Below are 18,398 nucleotides of genomic sequence, written 5' to 3'. Positions count from 1 at the left end.
TTAATATCCTGGATTTTGAGTTAAATTGGTGTTGATTAAAATAATGTTACTTGGTAAAGGAAATAAATTTCTAAAGTCACTTACACTTGTACCTGCTTTTGCATCACCTTTAAATGGCCATAAGTAGCTACTTGTAGTAAATTCTTCAAAACGAATTAAATCTGTTCTTCGTTGTCCTTCCCAGTACAATTCACGTGCTCTTTCATCTATAATAAAGTCTAGGCTTAAATCTGCTGAAGAGATATTACCGCTATTATTCCCAAATGCTCTTTCTCTTAATTCATTTATGTATGAAGTTGCTGTTTGTAAATCTCCACCAGCGCCGCCTCTTAAAACAGCTTCTGTATAATTAAGGTACATTTCTGCTACTCTTATAAGTGGTAAATCTGTATCTACAAAATCTCCACCTTCATCACTACCAGCATTTCCGTTAGAGTCTATGTTAGTAAATTTTGTAATAGCATACCCGTCTGTAAAAGTGTTAGAAATAGTATTTATTTCTAGATTTTGACCATCTGTATAAAACATTGCTCTACCATCTGCCCATTCTACTGGATCTCCATCTTCAGTATTAGTAACTGCATAATCAAATTTATTTACTAAGGCTTTAGTTGTTCTTAAACCTTCCCAACCACCGTTAATACCAGCTGCAGAAGCATCCATAGAGCCACCTCTTGAGGCGTGTACTAAAAAGGTAGTACCACCATAAGTTCTAGAAGAATTACCATCAAAATTTAAAGCGAAAATAAATTCGTTTTGTGCACCATTACTATTGTTATCTGCCATAAATAACTCGTCGTAAGCAGAGCCATTACCGTTAGCATCGGTAGTATTGATAGAGTAGCTAGAATTAATTGCTAATAATGAATAGGTTACAGCATCTGTGTAACGGTCTTCATTAATCCATACTTCTGCATTTAAGTAAAGTTTAGAAAGTAAAGCCCAAGCAGCAACTCTATCTACACGTCCGTATTCATTAGTACCACTTTCTTTTAGAAGAGTTTCAATTTCTAATAATTCAGATTCAACAAAAGAAAATATTTCTTCTCTAGAATTTTGTTCTGGTAAGGTGGTAGAAACTTGTGTTGTTAAAGGAACGCTTGCATATAAATCCATCAAATTATAATATGCAAAAGCTCTTAAAAATCTTGCTTCTGCAATAAAAGAGTCTACTTCATTAGAACTTAAAGATTGTGCATTGCTAATAAAAGAGTTACAGAAAGAAACTTCTTGTGCTAAACGATAATACATAGCAGTAGTAAAATCGTTACTAGCTCCCCAACTCATAGCGTGTAAGTCTGGTAAACCTGGGTCTCCCCAACCTACCACAGCGTTATCTGTAGTTAATTCATTTAAACTGAATAGCATTCTTGAATATTGAGAAGTACCTTCGTCTATACCAGAAATATCGGCTTGACCAGCAGGACCTTCTTGCCCTGTTAAAGCTAAACTTGCATATAATTTAGCTAAGGCACTTTTTGCTTCTGTTTCATCTGCAAAAACGTCTGCTTCGGTAAAACTATCTGGATCTATAGGATCTTGATCTAAATCATCATGACAAGAGAATAACACTAGTGCCGGGATAATTAAGAAAAATTTATTTATAAAATTTATTTTCATAATTCTTTTTTTAGAAATTTAAATTAATTCCAATACTATATAATCTAGGTCTAGGGTAGAAGTTGTTATCTATACCACCGCTAATTTCAGGATCTAAACCATCATAATCTGTAATGGTTAGTACATTTTGAGCAGAACCATATATTCTTAAATTACTAGATTCACTAAATACTTTGTTGATGGTATAACCTAAGGTTATGTTATCTAGCTTAAAGAAAGATGCATCTTGAATATAGTAATCACTTTGTAAATTAGTATCTGTTAAATTTTGAAAACTAGAATTATAATAGTCTGCGTGTAGATTAGTTAAAATACCATTTTCTGTAGCTCTTAACTCGTATGATTTTGCAGATGCCATGTTGTTATAGTTATAATTACCTAAACTAGCTCTAGATACAATAGCTAAATCCCAATTTTTGTAATTAAGATTTGTATTAAGTCCCATTGTAATATCTGCATACGGATCTTCAGCTAAATATTTATCGTCATCGTTAATAATATTATCACCATTTCTATCTACATAAGCACCTTCAATAGGCTTATTGTTTTCGTCATAAACTTGCTTGTAAACCCAATATGAGTAAGGAGAATAACCTTCTTTATGTAGCTGTATATTATTACCAGTACCTCCTGTAATACCGCCGGTTTCTACTTGGTCAGGAAGATTTGTAATTTCATTATCATTATAAGCAATATTATATCCAATACTCCAAGTAAAATCTTCTGTTTGAACAGGAATAAAATTAACAGCAAACTCAATACCTTTATTTTCCATATCTCCAATATTGGCATTAATTCCGTTAGAGAAATTAGTAAAAGGAGATACAGTTACATAACTAATTAAATCTTGCGTTTTATTGATGTATGCATTTACAGATCCAGAAATTCTGCTGTTAAATAAAGCGTAATCTATACCTGCGTTAAATGTTTTACCAATTTCCCATTTCAAGTTTTCGTTTATAGCTTCTGGTCTGTAGGTTTGTACAAACGTATTTCCTAATTGGTAATTAGCATTGGTTCTACTTCTAGTATAACGTGTTAAAAATTCGTAATCACCTAAACCGTTAACATTACCAATTTCACCGTAACCAACTCTTAATTTTAATTGATTAATTACTTTAGATTGAAAGAAATCTTCGTTATTAATATTCCAAGCTACTGCTGCAGAAGGGAAATAACCCCAACGATCATCTGGATTTAATTTAGAAGAAGCATCTGCTCTTAAAGAAGCAGTTACTAAGTATCTGTCATCAAAATTATAATTAAGTCTTCCAAAATAAGAAAGTAAAACACTTTTCCATTTGTCTATAAATTCATACTCATTTCCTTCTTCTTCTGCTTCGCTATCATAACTGTAGTTATCATTTTCAAAACTTTGGTAAGAATAACCAGCTACTGCAGTTAGTGAGTGCTTATCTATATCTTTTTTATAAGTTAGGTAAGCATCAAATAATTGATTGGTAGCATCATTGGTATAACTGTTATAAGAACCATTCCAGTCTAATTGTGAAGAAGGCATGTTTTCTGAAACGATAGTTCTTCCGTGGCTATTGGTTTTATCTAACCCAATGTTTACTGTGGCAGTAAGATCTGGAAAAAAGTGTAGTTGATAATCTACTTTAGCATTACCTATTAATCTTCTAACTTCTGCAGTATCATCTTTTTCGTTAATAAGAGCAACAGGGTTTGTAGCAGCTAGAGTATATTGAGAATAAGTATCTTCAGCAGGATTATAAGTTAACCAAGCGTAATAATCTGAATAAGGTGAGGTAGGATCGTAAACAGATTGTGTAGGATCATAATCTACCGAGGCACCAATAGCATCTCTATTACCAAAAGTATTTTCATTATACATACCTCTAGCATTAACTTCAACTTTTAGATGGTCTTCTAAAAAACTTGGTTTTAAGTTTACAGAAGCGGTGGTTCTAGTAAAATTGTCATTTTTTAAAATACCATCTTGGTCACTATATCCCACAGAAGCTCTAACTGGCATAAAACCACCAATATTACCTGTGGTACTAAAATTATGTTCTGTACCAAAAGCATCTTGATAAATTAGATCTTGCCAGTTAGTATTAGCTGTACCTAATCTAGAAATATCATCACTATCTCCAACAGAATTTACTAAGCTTCTAAATTGATTTCCATCTAAAACATCTACATAATCTGTAGGGCTATATAATGTAGTAGAAGCAGAGTAGTTAAATTTAAAATCTAAACCTTTTCCTTTTTTACTAGTAATAAGTATAACTCCATTTGCCGCTCTAGAACCGTAAATAGCAGTTGCAGAAGCATCTTTTAAAACCGTTATACTTTCAATATCATTAGGGTTCATAAAATCTAACGGATTTCTAGATCCTCCAACCGCATCATTAGATATAGGTAAACCATCTATAACATAAAGTGGACTGTTATTTAAACTTAACGAACCTAAACCTCTAATGGTAATACTGCTACCTTCTCCAGGAGCACCACCACCAGAAGTCACATTAACACCTGCTATTTTACCAGTAATTAATTGGCTAGCAGTATTGTTTTGCCCTTTGTTAAAGTCTTTTGTAGATAATTGGTCTACAGCACCTGTAAGATCTTTCTTGGCAGTAGAACCATAACCTACTACTACAACTTCTTCTAAAGAAGAAGAATCTTCCTCTAAAATTACGTTAATCGTACTTTGATTAACGAAAACGATTTCTTTAGTAGAGAAACCAATATAAGAGTAAACAAGTGTATCATTTTTTTGAACGTTATTAACAGTATAATTACCATCAAAATCTGTAACTGCTCCTCTTGAAGAGTTTTTTACGATGACGTTCACACCGGGAATTGGCATTCCGTTTGTTTCAGTTACATTACCACTAACAGATTCCTGAGCAAGAATGCTTGCCGGAATTATAAATAGTAGTAAGAGTAACCCTTTGTACAATGTTCTCATAGATTATTAAATAATAGTTTAAATTTGTGTTTGTAACTTATATTTTCACTTTCCGATGTTAAATTTATGTAAAATTAGTACGTAAACTGGTTGACCAATTTACGAAACACCAACTCTAACGTTTTCGTGTTGAAAACTTCTTAAATTTTAACACATTGAAAATTTTTTGACATATTATTGAGAATAATAAATTTTAAGCTATTTAAATTGAAGATAATTTAAGAATATAATGAAAAGAAAAATCACATTAAAGCAAATTGCGAAAGAGCTAGATGTTTCTGTATCAACAGTTTCTAAATCGTTAAAAGACAGTAAAGAAATAAGTAAAGACACTAAAGAAAAGGTAAAAGCTTTTGCCAAACTTTATAATTATAAGCCTAATAACATAGCTTTAAGCTTAAAGAATAGAAAAACAAAGACTATAGGTATTATTATTCCAGAAATCGTGCATCATTTCTTTACTACAGTAATTAGAGGTATAGAGAAAATAGCAGGAGATAGAGGCTATAATGTGATTATTTGTTTATCTAATAATTCTTTTGATAAAGAAGTATTAAACCTAGAGTTTTTAGCTAACGGAAGTACAGATGGTTTTATCATGTCTGTAGCTAAAGAAACTCAGCAAAAAGAAGATTATCACCATATACAAGAGGTAATTAGCCAAGGTATGCCGGTAGTAATGTTTGACAGGGTGATAGATGAGGTAATTTGTGATAAAGTAATTATTAGTGATAAGCACGGTGCATTTGAGGCAGTACAATATTTAATAGATCATCACTGTAAGAAAATAGCTATTATTTCTACAGTAGATTATGTGAGTGTGGGTAAACTAAGAACTTCTGGATATAAAGAAGCATTAATAGCAAACGATTTTGAAATTGATGAAGATTTAATTTTAAAAATTGAAGACGTAGATCATTCGGAAGAAAAAATAGAAGAATTTCTGAAAGAGAAAAAAATAGATGGTCTTTTTGCTGTGAACGAACAGTTTGCTGTAAACGCCATAAAAGCATTAACTAAACTAAAAAAGAGAGTACCAGAAGATGTTTCTGTAATTGGTTTTACAGATGGAGTAGTTTCTAAAAGTTTTATTCCAAGTCTTTCAACAGTGAATCAACACGGGGAAGATATGGGAGCAAAAGCCGCCAATCTATTAATTGATCGTTTAGAAAATGAAACAGAAGAGCAAAGTTTTCAAACCACAGTTTTAGATACGAGCTTAATTATAAGAGACTCTGTGAGAAAGTAAATGATTTTTAGAATGTTGTTTATTTATTTTCTAACCACTAAAAACAAGATTTAACATTACAATTTCAATTTAATCTATATATTTGTAGCAGAATTATCATTACTTATATTTTCACTTTCCACTAAAGTAATGATAAGTCATCGTGCTTATCGTATTATTAATCAATAAATTACGATATGCAAAAGCGCAAGCTAAGTTTCTGGGAAATTTGGAACATGAGTTTCGGTTTTTTAGGAATACAATTTGGGTTCGCACTTCAAAACGCCAATACCTCTAGAATTTTTGAAACACTTGGTGCAAGTGTAGAAGATATTCCTATTTTATGGATAGCCGCTCCAGTTACTGGTTTAGTGGTACAACCTATTATTGGTTATTTTTCAGATAAAACCTGGACAAAATTAGGAAGAAGAAAGCCTTATTTTTTATTAGGAGCTATACTTTCTTCAATCTGTCTGTTCTTAATGCCTAATTCTCCAACACTTTGGATTGCCGCAGGTACTTTATGGATTATGGATGCTTCTATCAATATTTCTATGGAGCCTTTTCGTGCATTTGTAGGAGATAACTTAGACGAGCATCAACGTACACAAGGTTTTGCTATGCAAAGCTTTTTTATTGGTTTTGGTGCGGTATTAGGTTCTTTACTTCCATATTTATTTACCAATATCTTCGGAATTTCAAACACCGCGGCAGAAGGTCTAATTCCAGATTCGGTAAAATGGTCTTTTTATGTTGGCGGTATTGTTTTTATTTCCGCAGTATTATGGACGGTTTTTAATTCTAAAGAATATTCTCCGGAAGAATTAGCAGCGATAGAAGCGAAAGACAAAGAGAAAGAACCACAGCGTGTAGAAGTTGTAGATAAATCTAAAAACATAGCTAAGCAAATACGAGTGGGGTTATTTATGCTTGTGTTTGGTTCAATTATTACGTGGCTTATTTTTATTAATGGTCTAACCAAAGAATTATATATTCTGTTTGTTGGCTTAATTATCGCCGGTCTTTTATTTATTTCAGTAGCATTATTAAGAAAACAAAATGTAAGAAACGGTTATACCATTATTATTACCGATATGCTGAATATGCCTTTGGCAATGAAGCAATTAGCGTGGGTCCAATTCTTTTCTTGGTTTGCACTTTTCAGTATGTGGATTTATACCACGCAAGCGGTTACTGGTCATGTTTTTAACACCTTAGATCCCAAATCTCAAGCTTATAATGATGCGGCAGATTGGGTGCCAGTAATGTTTGCAGTGTATAATGGTGTTGCAGCAGCAGTTTCTTTTTTATTACCCGTATTAGCAAAAAAAACCAATAATAAAATCACTCACATGTTAGCTTTATTTGCTGGTGGTCTAGGTCTTATTTCGGTATACTTTCTAACCGATAAAACAGGACTTTTATTAGCTATGGTTGGCGTTGGTATTGCTTGGGCAAGTATATTGTCTATTCCATACGCTATGCTTTCTAACAGTTTACCTTCTGCAAAAATGGGCTATTATATGGGCGTTTTCAATTTCTTTGTGGTACTTCCGCAAATTGTAGCAGCAACCATTTTAGGCTTTATCGTAAAAGAATTTTTTAATAATGAACCAGTTTACGCATTAATTGTAGGTGGTTTCGCAATGATCTTATCAGGTTTACTCACCTTACGAGTAAAAACAAAACACAAAATTGTAATTGATGAAAACCAAAACTAAAGCATTTATTTTCGATTTAGATGGCGTAATTGTAGATACCGCTAAATTTCATTTTCAAGCATGGAAAAGGTTAGCCAACGGGCTAGGTATCGATTTCGATCACGAGCAGAACGAGCAATTAAAAGGCGTGAGCCGAGTAAATTCTCTTAAAAAAATATTAGAGTGGGGCAATACTTCGGTTTCAGAAGAAGAATTTATTCAGCTAATGGATAAAAAAAATCAAGATTACCTTACTTACGTAGATGCGATGGATGAATCTGAAATTCTTCCGCAGGTAAAAGAAAAATTACAATTACTTAAAGACAATAACATTCCTATTGCGCTGGGTTCTGCCAGTAAAAATGCACGTAGGATTCTAGATAAAATAAATTTAACTCCGTTTTTCGATGAAATTGTCGATGGGACCAATGTTACCAAAGCCAAACCAGACCCAGAAGTTTTCTTGGTCGGTGCCGAAAAATTAGGAGTAAAACCAAAAGATTGTGTGGTGTTTGAAGACTCTATTGCAGGTATTCAAGCGGCCAATAATGCACAAATGACGAGTATTGGTATTGGTGAGCAAAATGTATTACACGAAGCCAAACATACCTTTCATGATTTCACAGAGATAAGTGACGAATTTTTAATCAAACTAGCAAGAATTTAAACAAATGAATCAAGATTATATAAAACCTGCAGATTGGTCGATTATTGAACAAGGTTTTGATGCCGACCGAGTAAAATCTTCAGAAAGCCTTTTTAGTTTAGGGAACGGCGCCATGGGGCAACGCAATAATTTTGAAGAATATTATTCAGGTCCAACCTTTCAAGGGAGCTACATTGGTGGTGTTTACTACCCAGACAAAACCCGCGTAGGTTGGTGGAAAAATGGTTATCCGGAGTATTTCGCCAAAGTACTTAACTCTCCAAGTTGGATTGGTATTCACGTAAAGATAAACGGTGAACAACTCGATCTTTTTACTTGTAAAAAAGTAGAAAACTTTCAGCGAGAATTAAATATGAAAGAAGGTTGGTATACGCGTTCTTTTGTAGCTACGATGCCCAATGATATTGAGGTTGAAGTAAAAGCAACTCGTTTTCTAAGTGTAGTAAAAGACGAATTAGGAGTAATTAATTATGAAGTTACGCCTCTAAATGCCAATGTTGAAGTTGAATTTTCTCCGTATCTCGATAGCGGGATCACTAATGAAGATACCAACTGGGAAGATCAATTCTGGGAAACTTTAGAAGTTGAAGCAACAAATAATCGTGGCTTTATAACTTCAAAAACATTAAAAACAGAATTTCACGTATGTACCTTTATGCATACCGAATTACTGTTGAATAACGAAAAGCAAAACGTCGATTTTTCTACGGAAAAAGAAGCGCAAAAAGTAACTTTTACTTATAATTTCTCGGTAAATAAAGGAGAAAAAGTTACACTGAAAAAATTAGGCGGTTACGTAAAAGGGATGAATCATCCTAACGGAAATTTAATTGAAGTTACACAAAATCTATTGAATGAAGTTGAATCTCTTTCTGTAGCAGAATTATTACAAGAACAAGCTGATGCTTGGGCACAAGTCTGGAAAATGTCAGACATTACCATCGAAGGCGATGTAAAAGCACAACAAGGCATTCGTTTCAATATTTTTCAGTTGAATCAAACCTATTCCGGGAAAGATGCCCGTTTAAATATTGGGCCAAAAGGATTTACCGGAGAAAAATATGGCGGAAGTACTTATTGGGATACTGAAGCATATTGTTTACCATTTTATATGGCAACCAAAGACCAAGAAACTGCTAAAAATTTACTGAATTATCGTTACAATCAGTTAGATAAAGCAATCGAAAATGCTGAAAAATTAGGCTTTTCCAACGGTGCGGCACTTTACCCGATGGTAACGATGAACGGAGAAGAAAGCCATAACGAGTGGGAAATTACCTTTGAAGAAATTCACCGTAACGGAGCCATTGCTTATGGTATTTTTAATTACCATCGTTTTACTGGAGATTATTCTTACATTCCAGAGAAAGGATTAGAAGTATTGATCGGGATTGCTCGTTTTTGGCAACAAAGAGCAACTTTTTCAACACAAAAAAATAAGTATGTCATTCTTGGAGTTACCGGTCCAAACGAATACGAAAATAACGTCAATAATAACTGGTATACCAATTACATCGCTAAATGGTGTATCGATTATGCCTTAGAAAATATTGAAAAGGTTAAAGCTGAATTTTCTTCAGATTACGAACGTATTTCAGAAAAGACCAATATTACTTCAGAAGAATTAGAAAAATGGAAAGCCGTTGCAGATCAAATGTATTTCCCTTATTCTGAAGAACACGGCGTTTTCTTGCAACAAGATGGGTTTTTAGATAAAGAACAAACTACGGTTTCAGATTTAGAGCAAAACATAAGACCTATCAATCAATATTGGAGTTGGGATCGTATTTTACGTTCGCCATTTATCAAACAAGCCGATACCTTACAAGGTTTTTATTTCTTCGAAGAGCATTTTAGCAAAGAAGAATTAGAAAAGCATTTCGATTTTTATGAGCCATTTACGGTTCACGAATCTTCACTTTCGCCTTGTGTTCACAGTATTCAAGCCGCAGTTTTAGGTAGAATGGAACAAGCTTACGAGTTTTATTTACGTACGTCTCGTTTAGATTTAGACGATTATAATAAAGAGGTTGAAGAAGGTTGCCACATTACCAGTATGGCCGGTACCTGGATGAGTATTGTAGAAGGTTTTGCGGGAATGCGTGTTCGCGACGGAAAACTTTCTTTTTCACCCCAATTACCAAAAGAGTGGAAAGGGTATTCGTTCAAGATCAATTTTAGAAATCAAATTCTAAAGGTTAAAGTAACCGAAGACAAAACCAATTTCACTTTAGATGGTAACGGATCAATGACAGTACTTTTAAATGAAAAAGAAGTTGAAGTAAATTCAGCAGTAAAAATATAACTATAAATTTTTTAAAATTTGAATTTTCGTCATTCCGTGCTTGACACGGAATCTCATACAGTATTGAAAAAAGAATGTTGATGATGAAGACCCTGAAATCGAAGATATAACGTTGTTAATCAAGCTCAGAACGACGATAGAAAAAAGTTTACAATAAAAATATAATTCAATAAAAAACAAAAACATGAAATATACATTTGTCCTAATTGGTATATGGTTGTTAAGTTTTTCAGGTCTTGCGCAGGAGTTAACTTCTCCTAATCAAGATTTGAAAATGAAGTTTTCTTTAAATGAAAACGGAACGCCGGTTTACCAATTAACCTACAAAAACCAAGATGTTATCAAACCAAGTACATTAGGTTTAGAACTTAAAAATGACGATTTATCATTGATGAATAGTTTTGAGATCGTCGATACCAAAACTTCTACATTTGACGAAACTTGGGAACCAGTTTGGGGAGAACAGTCAGAAATTAGAAACCATTATAATGAGTTGGCGGTAACCTTAAATCAGCCACAAAAAGACCGAAAAATTATTATTCGATTTAGATTATTTGATGAAGGCTTAGGTTTCCGTTACGAATTTCCAGAGCAAAAAAACTTAGTATATTTTGTGATTAAAGAAGAGCATACACAGTTTGCAATGGCAGGAGACCATACTGCTTTTTGGATTCCGGGAGATTATGATACTCAAGAATATGATTATACTACTTCAAAACTATCAGAAATCAGTGCTGAGTTTGAAGGAGCTTTATCTCATAACGAATCGCAAGAGCAATTTTCTAAAACAGGAGTGCAAACTTCTTTAATGATGAAAAGTGAAGATGGTTTATACATCAATCTTCATGAAGCTGCCCTAAAAGAATACTCGTTAATGAATCTTAATTTAGATGAAGAAAATCTAGTATTTGAATCTTGGTTAACTCCAGATGCCCTAGGAAATAAAGGTTTCTTACAAGCGCCTACTACTTCACCTTGGAGAACCATTATGGTAAGCAACGATGCGACTGATATTTTAGCGTCTAATATGACGTTGAATTTAAACGAGCCAAATGTTATTGAAGACACATCTTACATAAAACCAATTAAATATATTGGAGTTTGGTGGGAAATGATCACCGGAAAAAGCGCTTGGAATTATACAGACGATCTTCCTTCAATAAGAATAGGAGAAACAGATTTTACCAAAGCTAAACCTAACGGAAGACACGCTGCTAATACAGAACACGTAAAAGAATACATCGATTTTGCTTCAGAACACGGTTTTGACGGAGTTCTTGTAGAAGGATGGAACCAAGGTTGGGAAGACTGGTACGGACATTCTAAAGATTTTGTGTTCGATTTTGTAACACCTTATCCAGATTTTGATGTAGAAGAAATTCACAATTATGCAGCTTCTAAAAACGTAAAAATGATTATGCACCACGAAACTTCGGGGGCTATTCGTAATTACGAACGTCATATGGATACCGCTTATGCGTTTATGAATAAGTACGATTATCCGGCTGTAAAAAGTGGTTACGTAGGTAACATTATTCCGCGTGGAGAGCATCATTACGGTCAATGGGCGATCAATCACTTCTTATATGCGGTACAAAAAGCAGCAGATTATAACATTATGGTCAATGCTCACGAGGCAGTAAGACCAACAGGTTTACGCAGAACTTACCCGAACTTAATTGGGAATGAGTCTGCAAGAGGAACCGAGTTTCAAGCTTTTGGCGGGAATAAACCAAACCACGTAACTATTTTACCATTTACGCGTTTAATTGGCGGCCCAATGGATTATACGCCGGGTATTTTTGAAATGGATATTAGTAAATTAAATCCAGGTAATAATTCACATGTCAATTCAACCTTAGCAAATCAATTAGCTTTGTATGTGACAATGTACAGTCCGTTGCAAATGGCAGCAGATTTACCTGAAAATTATATGCGTTTCCCAGATGCGTTTCAGTTTATTAAAGATGTAGCGGTAGATTGGGAAGAGAGCAAGTATTTAGAAGCAGAACCGGGACAATATATTACCGTAGCGCGTAAAGCTAAAGGAACTAACAATTGGTTTGTGGGGAATGTAAACGGAGTTACGCCAAGAACTACCACCATCAAATTAGATTTCTTAGAAAAAGGTAAAAAGTACATTGCTACTATTTATGCCGATGCTGAAGATGCGCATTACAAAACGAATCCGCAAGCTTATAAAATCACAACTAAAACAGTAACTAGCAGAACCAAATTAAAATTAGATTCTGCTCCAGCTGGTGGTTTTGCCATTAGTATTATCGAGAAGAAATAATTATTTAAACGTCATCTTAAACATATTTTAAGATGACGTTTTTTTTAACCTCTGAAACTACGTATGAAAATCAATTCATTTTTTCAAAAAGCTTCAATATTCTTTAGTTTATTTTTACTACTGAATATTTTTTCTACGGAACTAAATGCGCAAATAGAACGTGTAGAACCGCCTTTTTGGTGGGCAGATATGGAAACTTCAGAAATTGAAATTCTTTTCTACGGAAAAAATATCGCAGAATATTCCGTTTCAACCCAAGAAGAAGTGGTGATTAACGGTGTTGTAAAAACCGAAAATCCTAATTATCTTTTTGTAACGATTGAAACTAAAAATCTTCAACCGCAAACTTTACATTTCAACTTTTCAAAAAAGAAACGTGTAAAATTCACGCAGGAATATGAGTTGAAAAAACGCAAAGAAAATTCAGCATTAAGAGAAGGTTTTTCTAGTGCAGATGTCATGTATTTATTAATGCCCGATCGTTTTGCTAACGGAAATCCTAACAACGATTCTGTAAAAGGATTAGCCGATAAATTAAACAGAGAGGCAGAAGGAGGAAGACACGGTGGCGATATTCAGGGAATCATTGATCATTTAGATTATATTAAAGATTTGGGAGCGACTGCTATTTGGAGCACGCCATTATTAGAAGATAACGAGAAAACACATTCTTACCATACTTATGCGCAAAGTGATGTGTATAAAATCGATCCGCGTTACGGGAGCAATGAAGATTACCAACGTTTAGCTGAAGAAATGCATCAGCGAGATATGAAGCTCATTATGGATTATGTAACTAATCATTGGGGAGCAGAACATTGGATGATTAAAGATTTACCAACTTACGATTGGATTCATCAGTTTCCCGGTTATGCTAATTCTAATTATAGAATGGAAACTCAATACGATCCGAACGCTTCAGCAATCGATGCGAAGTATTGTGAAAAAGGCTGGTTTGTAAAATCAATGCCAGATTTAAATCAGAGTAATCCTTTAGTAGTTCAGTATTTAATTCAGAATGCCATTTGGTGGATCGAGTTTGCCGATTTAGACGGTTTTCGCGTAGATACTTATAGTTATAACGATAAAGAAGGCATCTCGAAATGGACCAAAGCAATTATGGATGAATATCCTAATTTTAATATAGTTGGAGAAGTTTGGTTACACAATCAGGCACAAATTTCGTACTGGCAAAAAGATAGCAAAATAGGCGCGTTACAAAATTATAACACCTATTTACCTTCGGTAATGGATTTTACCTTACACGATGCCATGGGTAATATTTTTAAAGAAAAAGCAGGTTGGGGTAGTGGTATGCAAAAAGCGTACGGCAATTTTGTCAACGATTTTCTGTATCCTAATCCTCAAAATTTATTGGTTTTTCTAGAAAATCACGATACCGGAAGGTTCAACGAGATTTACGATCAAGACTTCAATAGCTATCAGTTAGGTTTAACATTAATTGCGACGACTCGCGGAATTCCGCAGTTGTATTACGGTTCAGAAATTGGGATGCGTGGCGATAAAGGAAAAGGCGATGGAGCTATTCGTCAAGATTTTCCTGGAGGTTGGATAGGTGATGAGCAAAATGCTTTTACAGTTTCAGGAAGAACAGAATTGCAAGAAAACTTCCATAGTTTTACAAAGAAATTACTGAGTTTCAGAAAAAATTCAAAAGCAATTCACGAAGGAAAATTAACGCATTACTTGCCAGAAAATAATGTTTACGTGTATTTCCGTGAATTAGCAGACGATAAAGTGATGGTGATTTTGAATAATAATGAAGAAGAACAAAACTTAGATTTAAACCGTTTTCAAGAAAATTTAAACGGAATTTCTAGCGGAAAAGAAGTGTTAAGCGGAAAACAACTTCAGCTAAAAGAAAAACTAAGTATTGCCGGTAAAACACCAATGGTAATTCAATTATAAAAAAACATCATGCCGAATTTAATTCGGCATCTCATCAATTTAATGAATTGTTGAGATTGAATTGAACCTATTAACTACAAGCTTTCAAAAATCTTGTAGTTCTGAAAAAAAATATAAGTAAAATGAAAAAAAAATTAATTCTAGTCAGTGCGTTGGCTTTATTCATAAGTTGTAAAGACAACAAGCAAGCAATTTCAACAGACGAAGCTTCAGTAGCGACTGAAGAAGTTAAAGAAAGCATTGTACCATTTCAAGATGAAATGATGGAGAATGCGGTGATTTATGAAGCTAATATTCGTCAATATTCACCCGAAGGAAGTTTTGAGGCGTTCACTAAAGATATTCCGAAGTTAAAAGAAATGGGCGTTAAAATTCTTTGGGTAATGCCTATTTATCCTATTTCTCAGGTGAAAAAGAAATCTGCCAACGGAAAGTTTGCAGAAGATATTGAAGATCCAAATGAGCGTGAAAAGATCTTAGGGAGTTATTATGCAATTTCAGATTACACAGCAGTAAATCCAGAATTTGGAACCAAAGAAGACTTTAGAAAATTGGTAAAAACCGCTCACGAAAATGATATTTATGTCATTTTAGATTGGGTGCCTAACCATACCGGTTGGGATCACGTTTGGATAGAGCAACACCCAGATTATTACACGCAAAATGAAAACGGAGAAATTATCGACCCAATTAATCCAGAAACGGGTGAATCTTGGGGCTGGGATGATGTAGCCGATTTAAATTACGATAATCCAGAAATGCGCAAAGAAATGATTGCAGATATGATTTATTGGATTAAAGAAGAAAATATTGATGGTTTTAGATGTGATGTTGCTAACAATGTACCAACAAATTTCTGGGAGCAAGCTATCCCGCAATTACGTGCAGAGAAAAACGTATTTATGTTGGCCGAAGCTTGGCAACCGGAGTTAATGGAGAATAATTTATTCAATATGGTTTACGGTTGGGATTTGCATCATGAGATGAATAAAATTGCGCAGGGTAAATTAACAGCTGAAGCCTGGGAAGAGAAAATGAAAGAAGTACAAGAAAAGTATAAGAAAGAACATCTTTTAATGAATTTTACTTCTAATCACGATGAAAACTCTTGGAATGGAACAGTAAGCGAAAGATTAAAAGGTGGAGTAGAAACCTTTGCAGCACTGAGTTTTATGGCGCCAGGAATGCCGTTAATTTATTCTGGTCAAGAATATGATATGGATAAACGCCTGCGTTTTTTTGAAAAGGACACGATTTATAAAGAAACCAATAAGATGTTTTCTGTGTACAAAAAATTAGGACAGCTTAAAAATAACAGCAAAGCCCTAAGTACTGGAGAGCAGCCAGCAAGTTATGAAGTGGTAGAAAATTCTTCTCCTAAAAAAGTTATTTCATTTAAAAGAACTAAAGGAAAAGAAACCATAATTTATATTGCAAATGTCACCGAAAATGAAGTAGAAGTAGAACTAAATCTTGAAGGAGATTTTAAAGACTATATGGAAAATAACAAAACCTTAACCATTAAGAATAATAAAAAAATCAAGATGTTACCTTGGGAATATCACATTTTGAAATAAACAAAATCTTAATATCATAAAAAAAAGCCCCTTTTATTGGGGCTTTTTTAATCTAGTTATTAACAGAAAACGTTTTAGCCTTTTAATCTATTAGGTTTTATCATAAAATTCAAATATTTTTGGTAACTATGGAACAAAAAATTAAGAATATTGGTGTTCTAACTTCAGGGGGTGATGCTCCAGGTATGAATGCCGGCATACGTGCAGTAGTTCGAGCTTGTGCATATCACAAAATAAAATGTACAGGTGTTTTTAGAGGTTATCAAGGTTTGATTGATAATGATTTTGAAGAACTTAATGCAAGATCTGTAAGAAATATTATTAATAGAGGCGGTACCTTTTTAAAATCTGCAAGGTCAAGAATGTTTATGACCGAAAAAGGTAGAGCAAAAGCCTATGAAAATCTTCTTTCTCAAGAAATTGATGCTTTGGTGGTAATAGGAGGAGACGGTACATTTACTGGTGCCACTATTTTCAATAAAGAACATAATTTTCCTATTATAGGTATTCCAGGTACTATAGATAATGATATACGTGGTACAGATTATACTATTGGTTACGACACAGCATTAAATACAGTGGTTGAAGCAATAGATAAAATTAGAGATACCGCAAACTCTCACAACAGACTTTTTTTAGTAGAAGTAATGGGGCGTGACGCAGGAGATATTGCATTAAATGCAGGTATTGGTGCTGGCGCAGAAGAAATCTTAATTCCTGAAGAAAATTTGGGAACAGATAGACTTTTAGAGTCGCTAAAAAGAAGTAGAAAATCTGGTAAAACATCAAGTATTATTGTGGTTGCAGAAGGTGACCAAATAGGTAAAAATATATTTGAATTAGCAGAATTTATAGAAACCAACCTAGAAGACTACGAGGTAAGAGTAACTGTTTTAGGTCACATACAAAGAGGGGGGTCTCCTAGTTGTTACGATCGTGTTTTAGCTAGTAGGCTTGGTATTGGTGCAGTAGATGCATTAATAGATGGTAAAAAAGATATCATGGTTGGTATAAAAGATAAAAAAATAACATTTGTGCCTTTCGATTTGGCAATTTCAGGAGAAAATGAAATTGATATTGACTTAAGAAGGGTGGCAGATATAACTTCAATTTAAAAACTAGTAATTATGAGTAAAGTAAATGTTGCTATCAATGGTTTTGGACGTATTGGTAGAATTGCTTTTAGAATAGCAAGTGAAAACCCTAATATTAATGTAGTAGGAATTAATGATTTATTAGAAGTAGATCATTTAGCATACATGCTTAAGTACGATTCTGTACACGGTAAATTTAACGGAGAAGTAGAAGTTAAAGATGGAAATTTAGTTGTAGACGGTAATGAAATTAGAGTTTCTGCAGAAAAAAATCCAGCAGATCTTAAATGGGATGCTTTAAAGGTAGATGTAGTTTTAGAGTGTACAGGTATTTTTAAAACACAAGAAACAGCAAAAGGTCACTTAGATGCAGGTGCTAAAAAAGTAGTAATTTCTGCGCCAACACAAAGTGATGTACCAATGTTTGTAATGGGTGTAAACCATGACAAAGTAACTGCAAATGATCATATTGTATCTAATGCATCTTGTACCACTAACTGTTTAGCGCCTTTAGCTAAAGTGATAGATGATAAATTTGAAATCGTTGAAGGTTTAATGACCACAGTTCACGCTACTACTTCAACACAATTTACAGTAGACTCACCTTCTAGAAAAAACTTTAGATTAGGTAGAAGTGCTATGGCTAACATTATACCAACTTCTACAGGTGCAGCAAAAGCAGTAGGAGTTGTAATTCCAAAATTAGATGGAAGATTAACAGGTATGGCGTTTAGAGTACCTACAACAGATGTTTCTGTAGTAGATCTAACAGTAAGAACTAAAGCAAGTGCATCATTAGAAGATATTAAAGCAGCACTTAAAGAAGCTTCAGAAGGAGAACTTAAAGGTATTTTAGCTTACACAGACGAAGAAGTAGTTTCTCAAGATTTTGTTGGTGAAAGCCATACAAGTGTTTTTGATGCTGGTTCTAGTATAGCACTTAATGATAATTTCTTTAAGCTGATCTCTTGGTATGATAATGAGTATGGTTACTCAACAAAATTAGTTGATCTAGCTTTACACGTAGTTTCTCTTAAATAATTA

The 18,398-nt window shown here is 33.8% G+C and carries 11 protein-coding genes; 9 read left to right on the top strand and 2 right to left on the bottom strand.

Features of this window, described 5'->3' with window-relative positions; genetic code table 11:
* Together BUC03_RS07220 and BUC03_RS07215 are read right to left on the bottom strand one after the other, a co-directional pair.
* Complete coding sequence (locus BUC03_RS07220; RefSeq protein WP_073149772.1) at positions 1-1,620, bottom strand: RagB/SusD family nutrient uptake outer membrane protein; 1,620 nt, start codon at positions 1,618-1,620, stop codon at positions 1-3.
* A gap of 10 nt (positions 1,621-1,630) precedes the next feature.
* On the bottom strand, positions 1,631-4,558 hold the full coding sequence (locus BUC03_RS07215; protein WP_073149770.1) for a SusC/RagA family TonB-linked outer membrane protein: 2,928 nt from the start codon (positions 4,556-4,558) through the stop codon (positions 1,631-1,633).
* A gap of 229 nt (positions 4,559-4,787) precedes the next feature.
* Between BUC03_RS07215 and BUC03_RS07210 the strand changes: the two genes are divergently transcribed.
* The 9 genes from BUC03_RS07210 to gap all read left to right on the top strand — a co-directional run bounded on the left by BUC03_RS07210 (position 4,788) and on the right by gap (position 18,395).
* Positions 4,788-5,807 carry a LacI family DNA-binding transcriptional regulator gene (locus BUC03_RS07210; RefSeq protein WP_073149768.1) on the top strand — a complete coding sequence of 340 codons (1,020 nt, stop codon included), beginning with the start codon at positions 4,788-4,790 and terminating at the stop codon, positions 5,805-5,807.
* 176 nt (positions 5,808-5,983) lie between these two features.
* Positions 5,984-7,507, top strand: a complete 1,524-nt coding sequence (locus BUC03_RS07205; protein ID WP_073149766.1) for an MFS transporter — start codon at positions 5,984-5,986, stop codon at positions 7,505-7,507.
* Positions 7,491-8,153, top strand: coding sequence for a beta-phosphoglucomutase (pgmB, locus tag BUC03_RS07200; RefSeq protein WP_073149764.1), 663 nt, complete (start codon positions 7,491-7,493; stop codon positions 8,151-8,153). The genes BUC03_RS07205 and pgmB overlap by 17 nt, the downstream gene beginning before the upstream one ends.
* Positions 8,154-8,157: 4 nt before the next feature.
* On the top strand, positions 8,158-10,458 hold the full coding sequence (locus BUC03_RS07195) for a glycoside hydrolase family 65 protein (protein WP_073149762.1): 2,301 nt from the start codon (positions 8,158-8,160) through the stop codon (positions 10,456-10,458).
* A 184-nt stretch (positions 10,459-10,642) separates the two neighbouring features.
* Positions 10,643-12,754: a glycoside hydrolase family 97 protein gene (locus tag BUC03_RS07190; RefSeq protein WP_073149760.1), complete on the top strand. Its 2,112-nt coding sequence runs from the start codon at positions 10,643-10,645 to the stop codon at positions 12,752-12,754.
* Between the two features lie 63 nt (positions 12,755-12,817).
* On the top strand, positions 12,818-14,683 hold the full coding sequence (locus BUC03_RS07185) for a glycoside hydrolase family 13 protein (RefSeq protein ID WP_073149758.1): 1,866 nt from the start codon (positions 12,818-12,820) through the stop codon (positions 14,681-14,683).
* A 122-nt stretch (positions 14,684-14,805) separates the two neighbouring features.
* Entirely contained in the window at positions 14,806-16,260 is a 1,455-nt protein-coding gene (locus BUC03_RS07180) for an alpha-amylase family glycosyl hydrolase (protein ID WP_073149756.1), read from the top strand.
* A 128-nt stretch (positions 16,261-16,388) separates the two neighbouring features.
* Positions 16,389-17,375, top strand: a complete 987-nt coding sequence (pfkA, locus tag BUC03_RS07175) for a 6-phosphofructokinase (RefSeq protein WP_073149754.1) — start codon at positions 16,389-16,391, stop codon at positions 17,373-17,375.
* A 12-nt stretch (positions 17,376-17,387) separates the two neighbouring features.
* Positions 17,388-18,395 (top strand): type I glyceraldehyde-3-phosphate dehydrogenase, encoded by a 1,008-nt coding sequence (gene gap / locus BUC03_RS07170; protein ID WP_073149752.1) that lies wholly within the window; start codon positions 17,388-17,390, stop codon positions 18,393-18,395.
* The last annotated feature ends 3 nt before the right edge of the window (positions 18,396-18,398 follow it).

It is taken from the genome of Mesonia phycicola (assembly GCF_900141885.1).
GTDB lineage: Bacteria > Bacteroidota > Bacteroidia > Flavobacteriales > Flavobacteriaceae > Mesonia > Mesonia phycicola.
The sequence above is the reverse complement of the archived record's forward strand: the minus strand, read 5'-3'. Positions and strand labels throughout refer to the sequence as shown.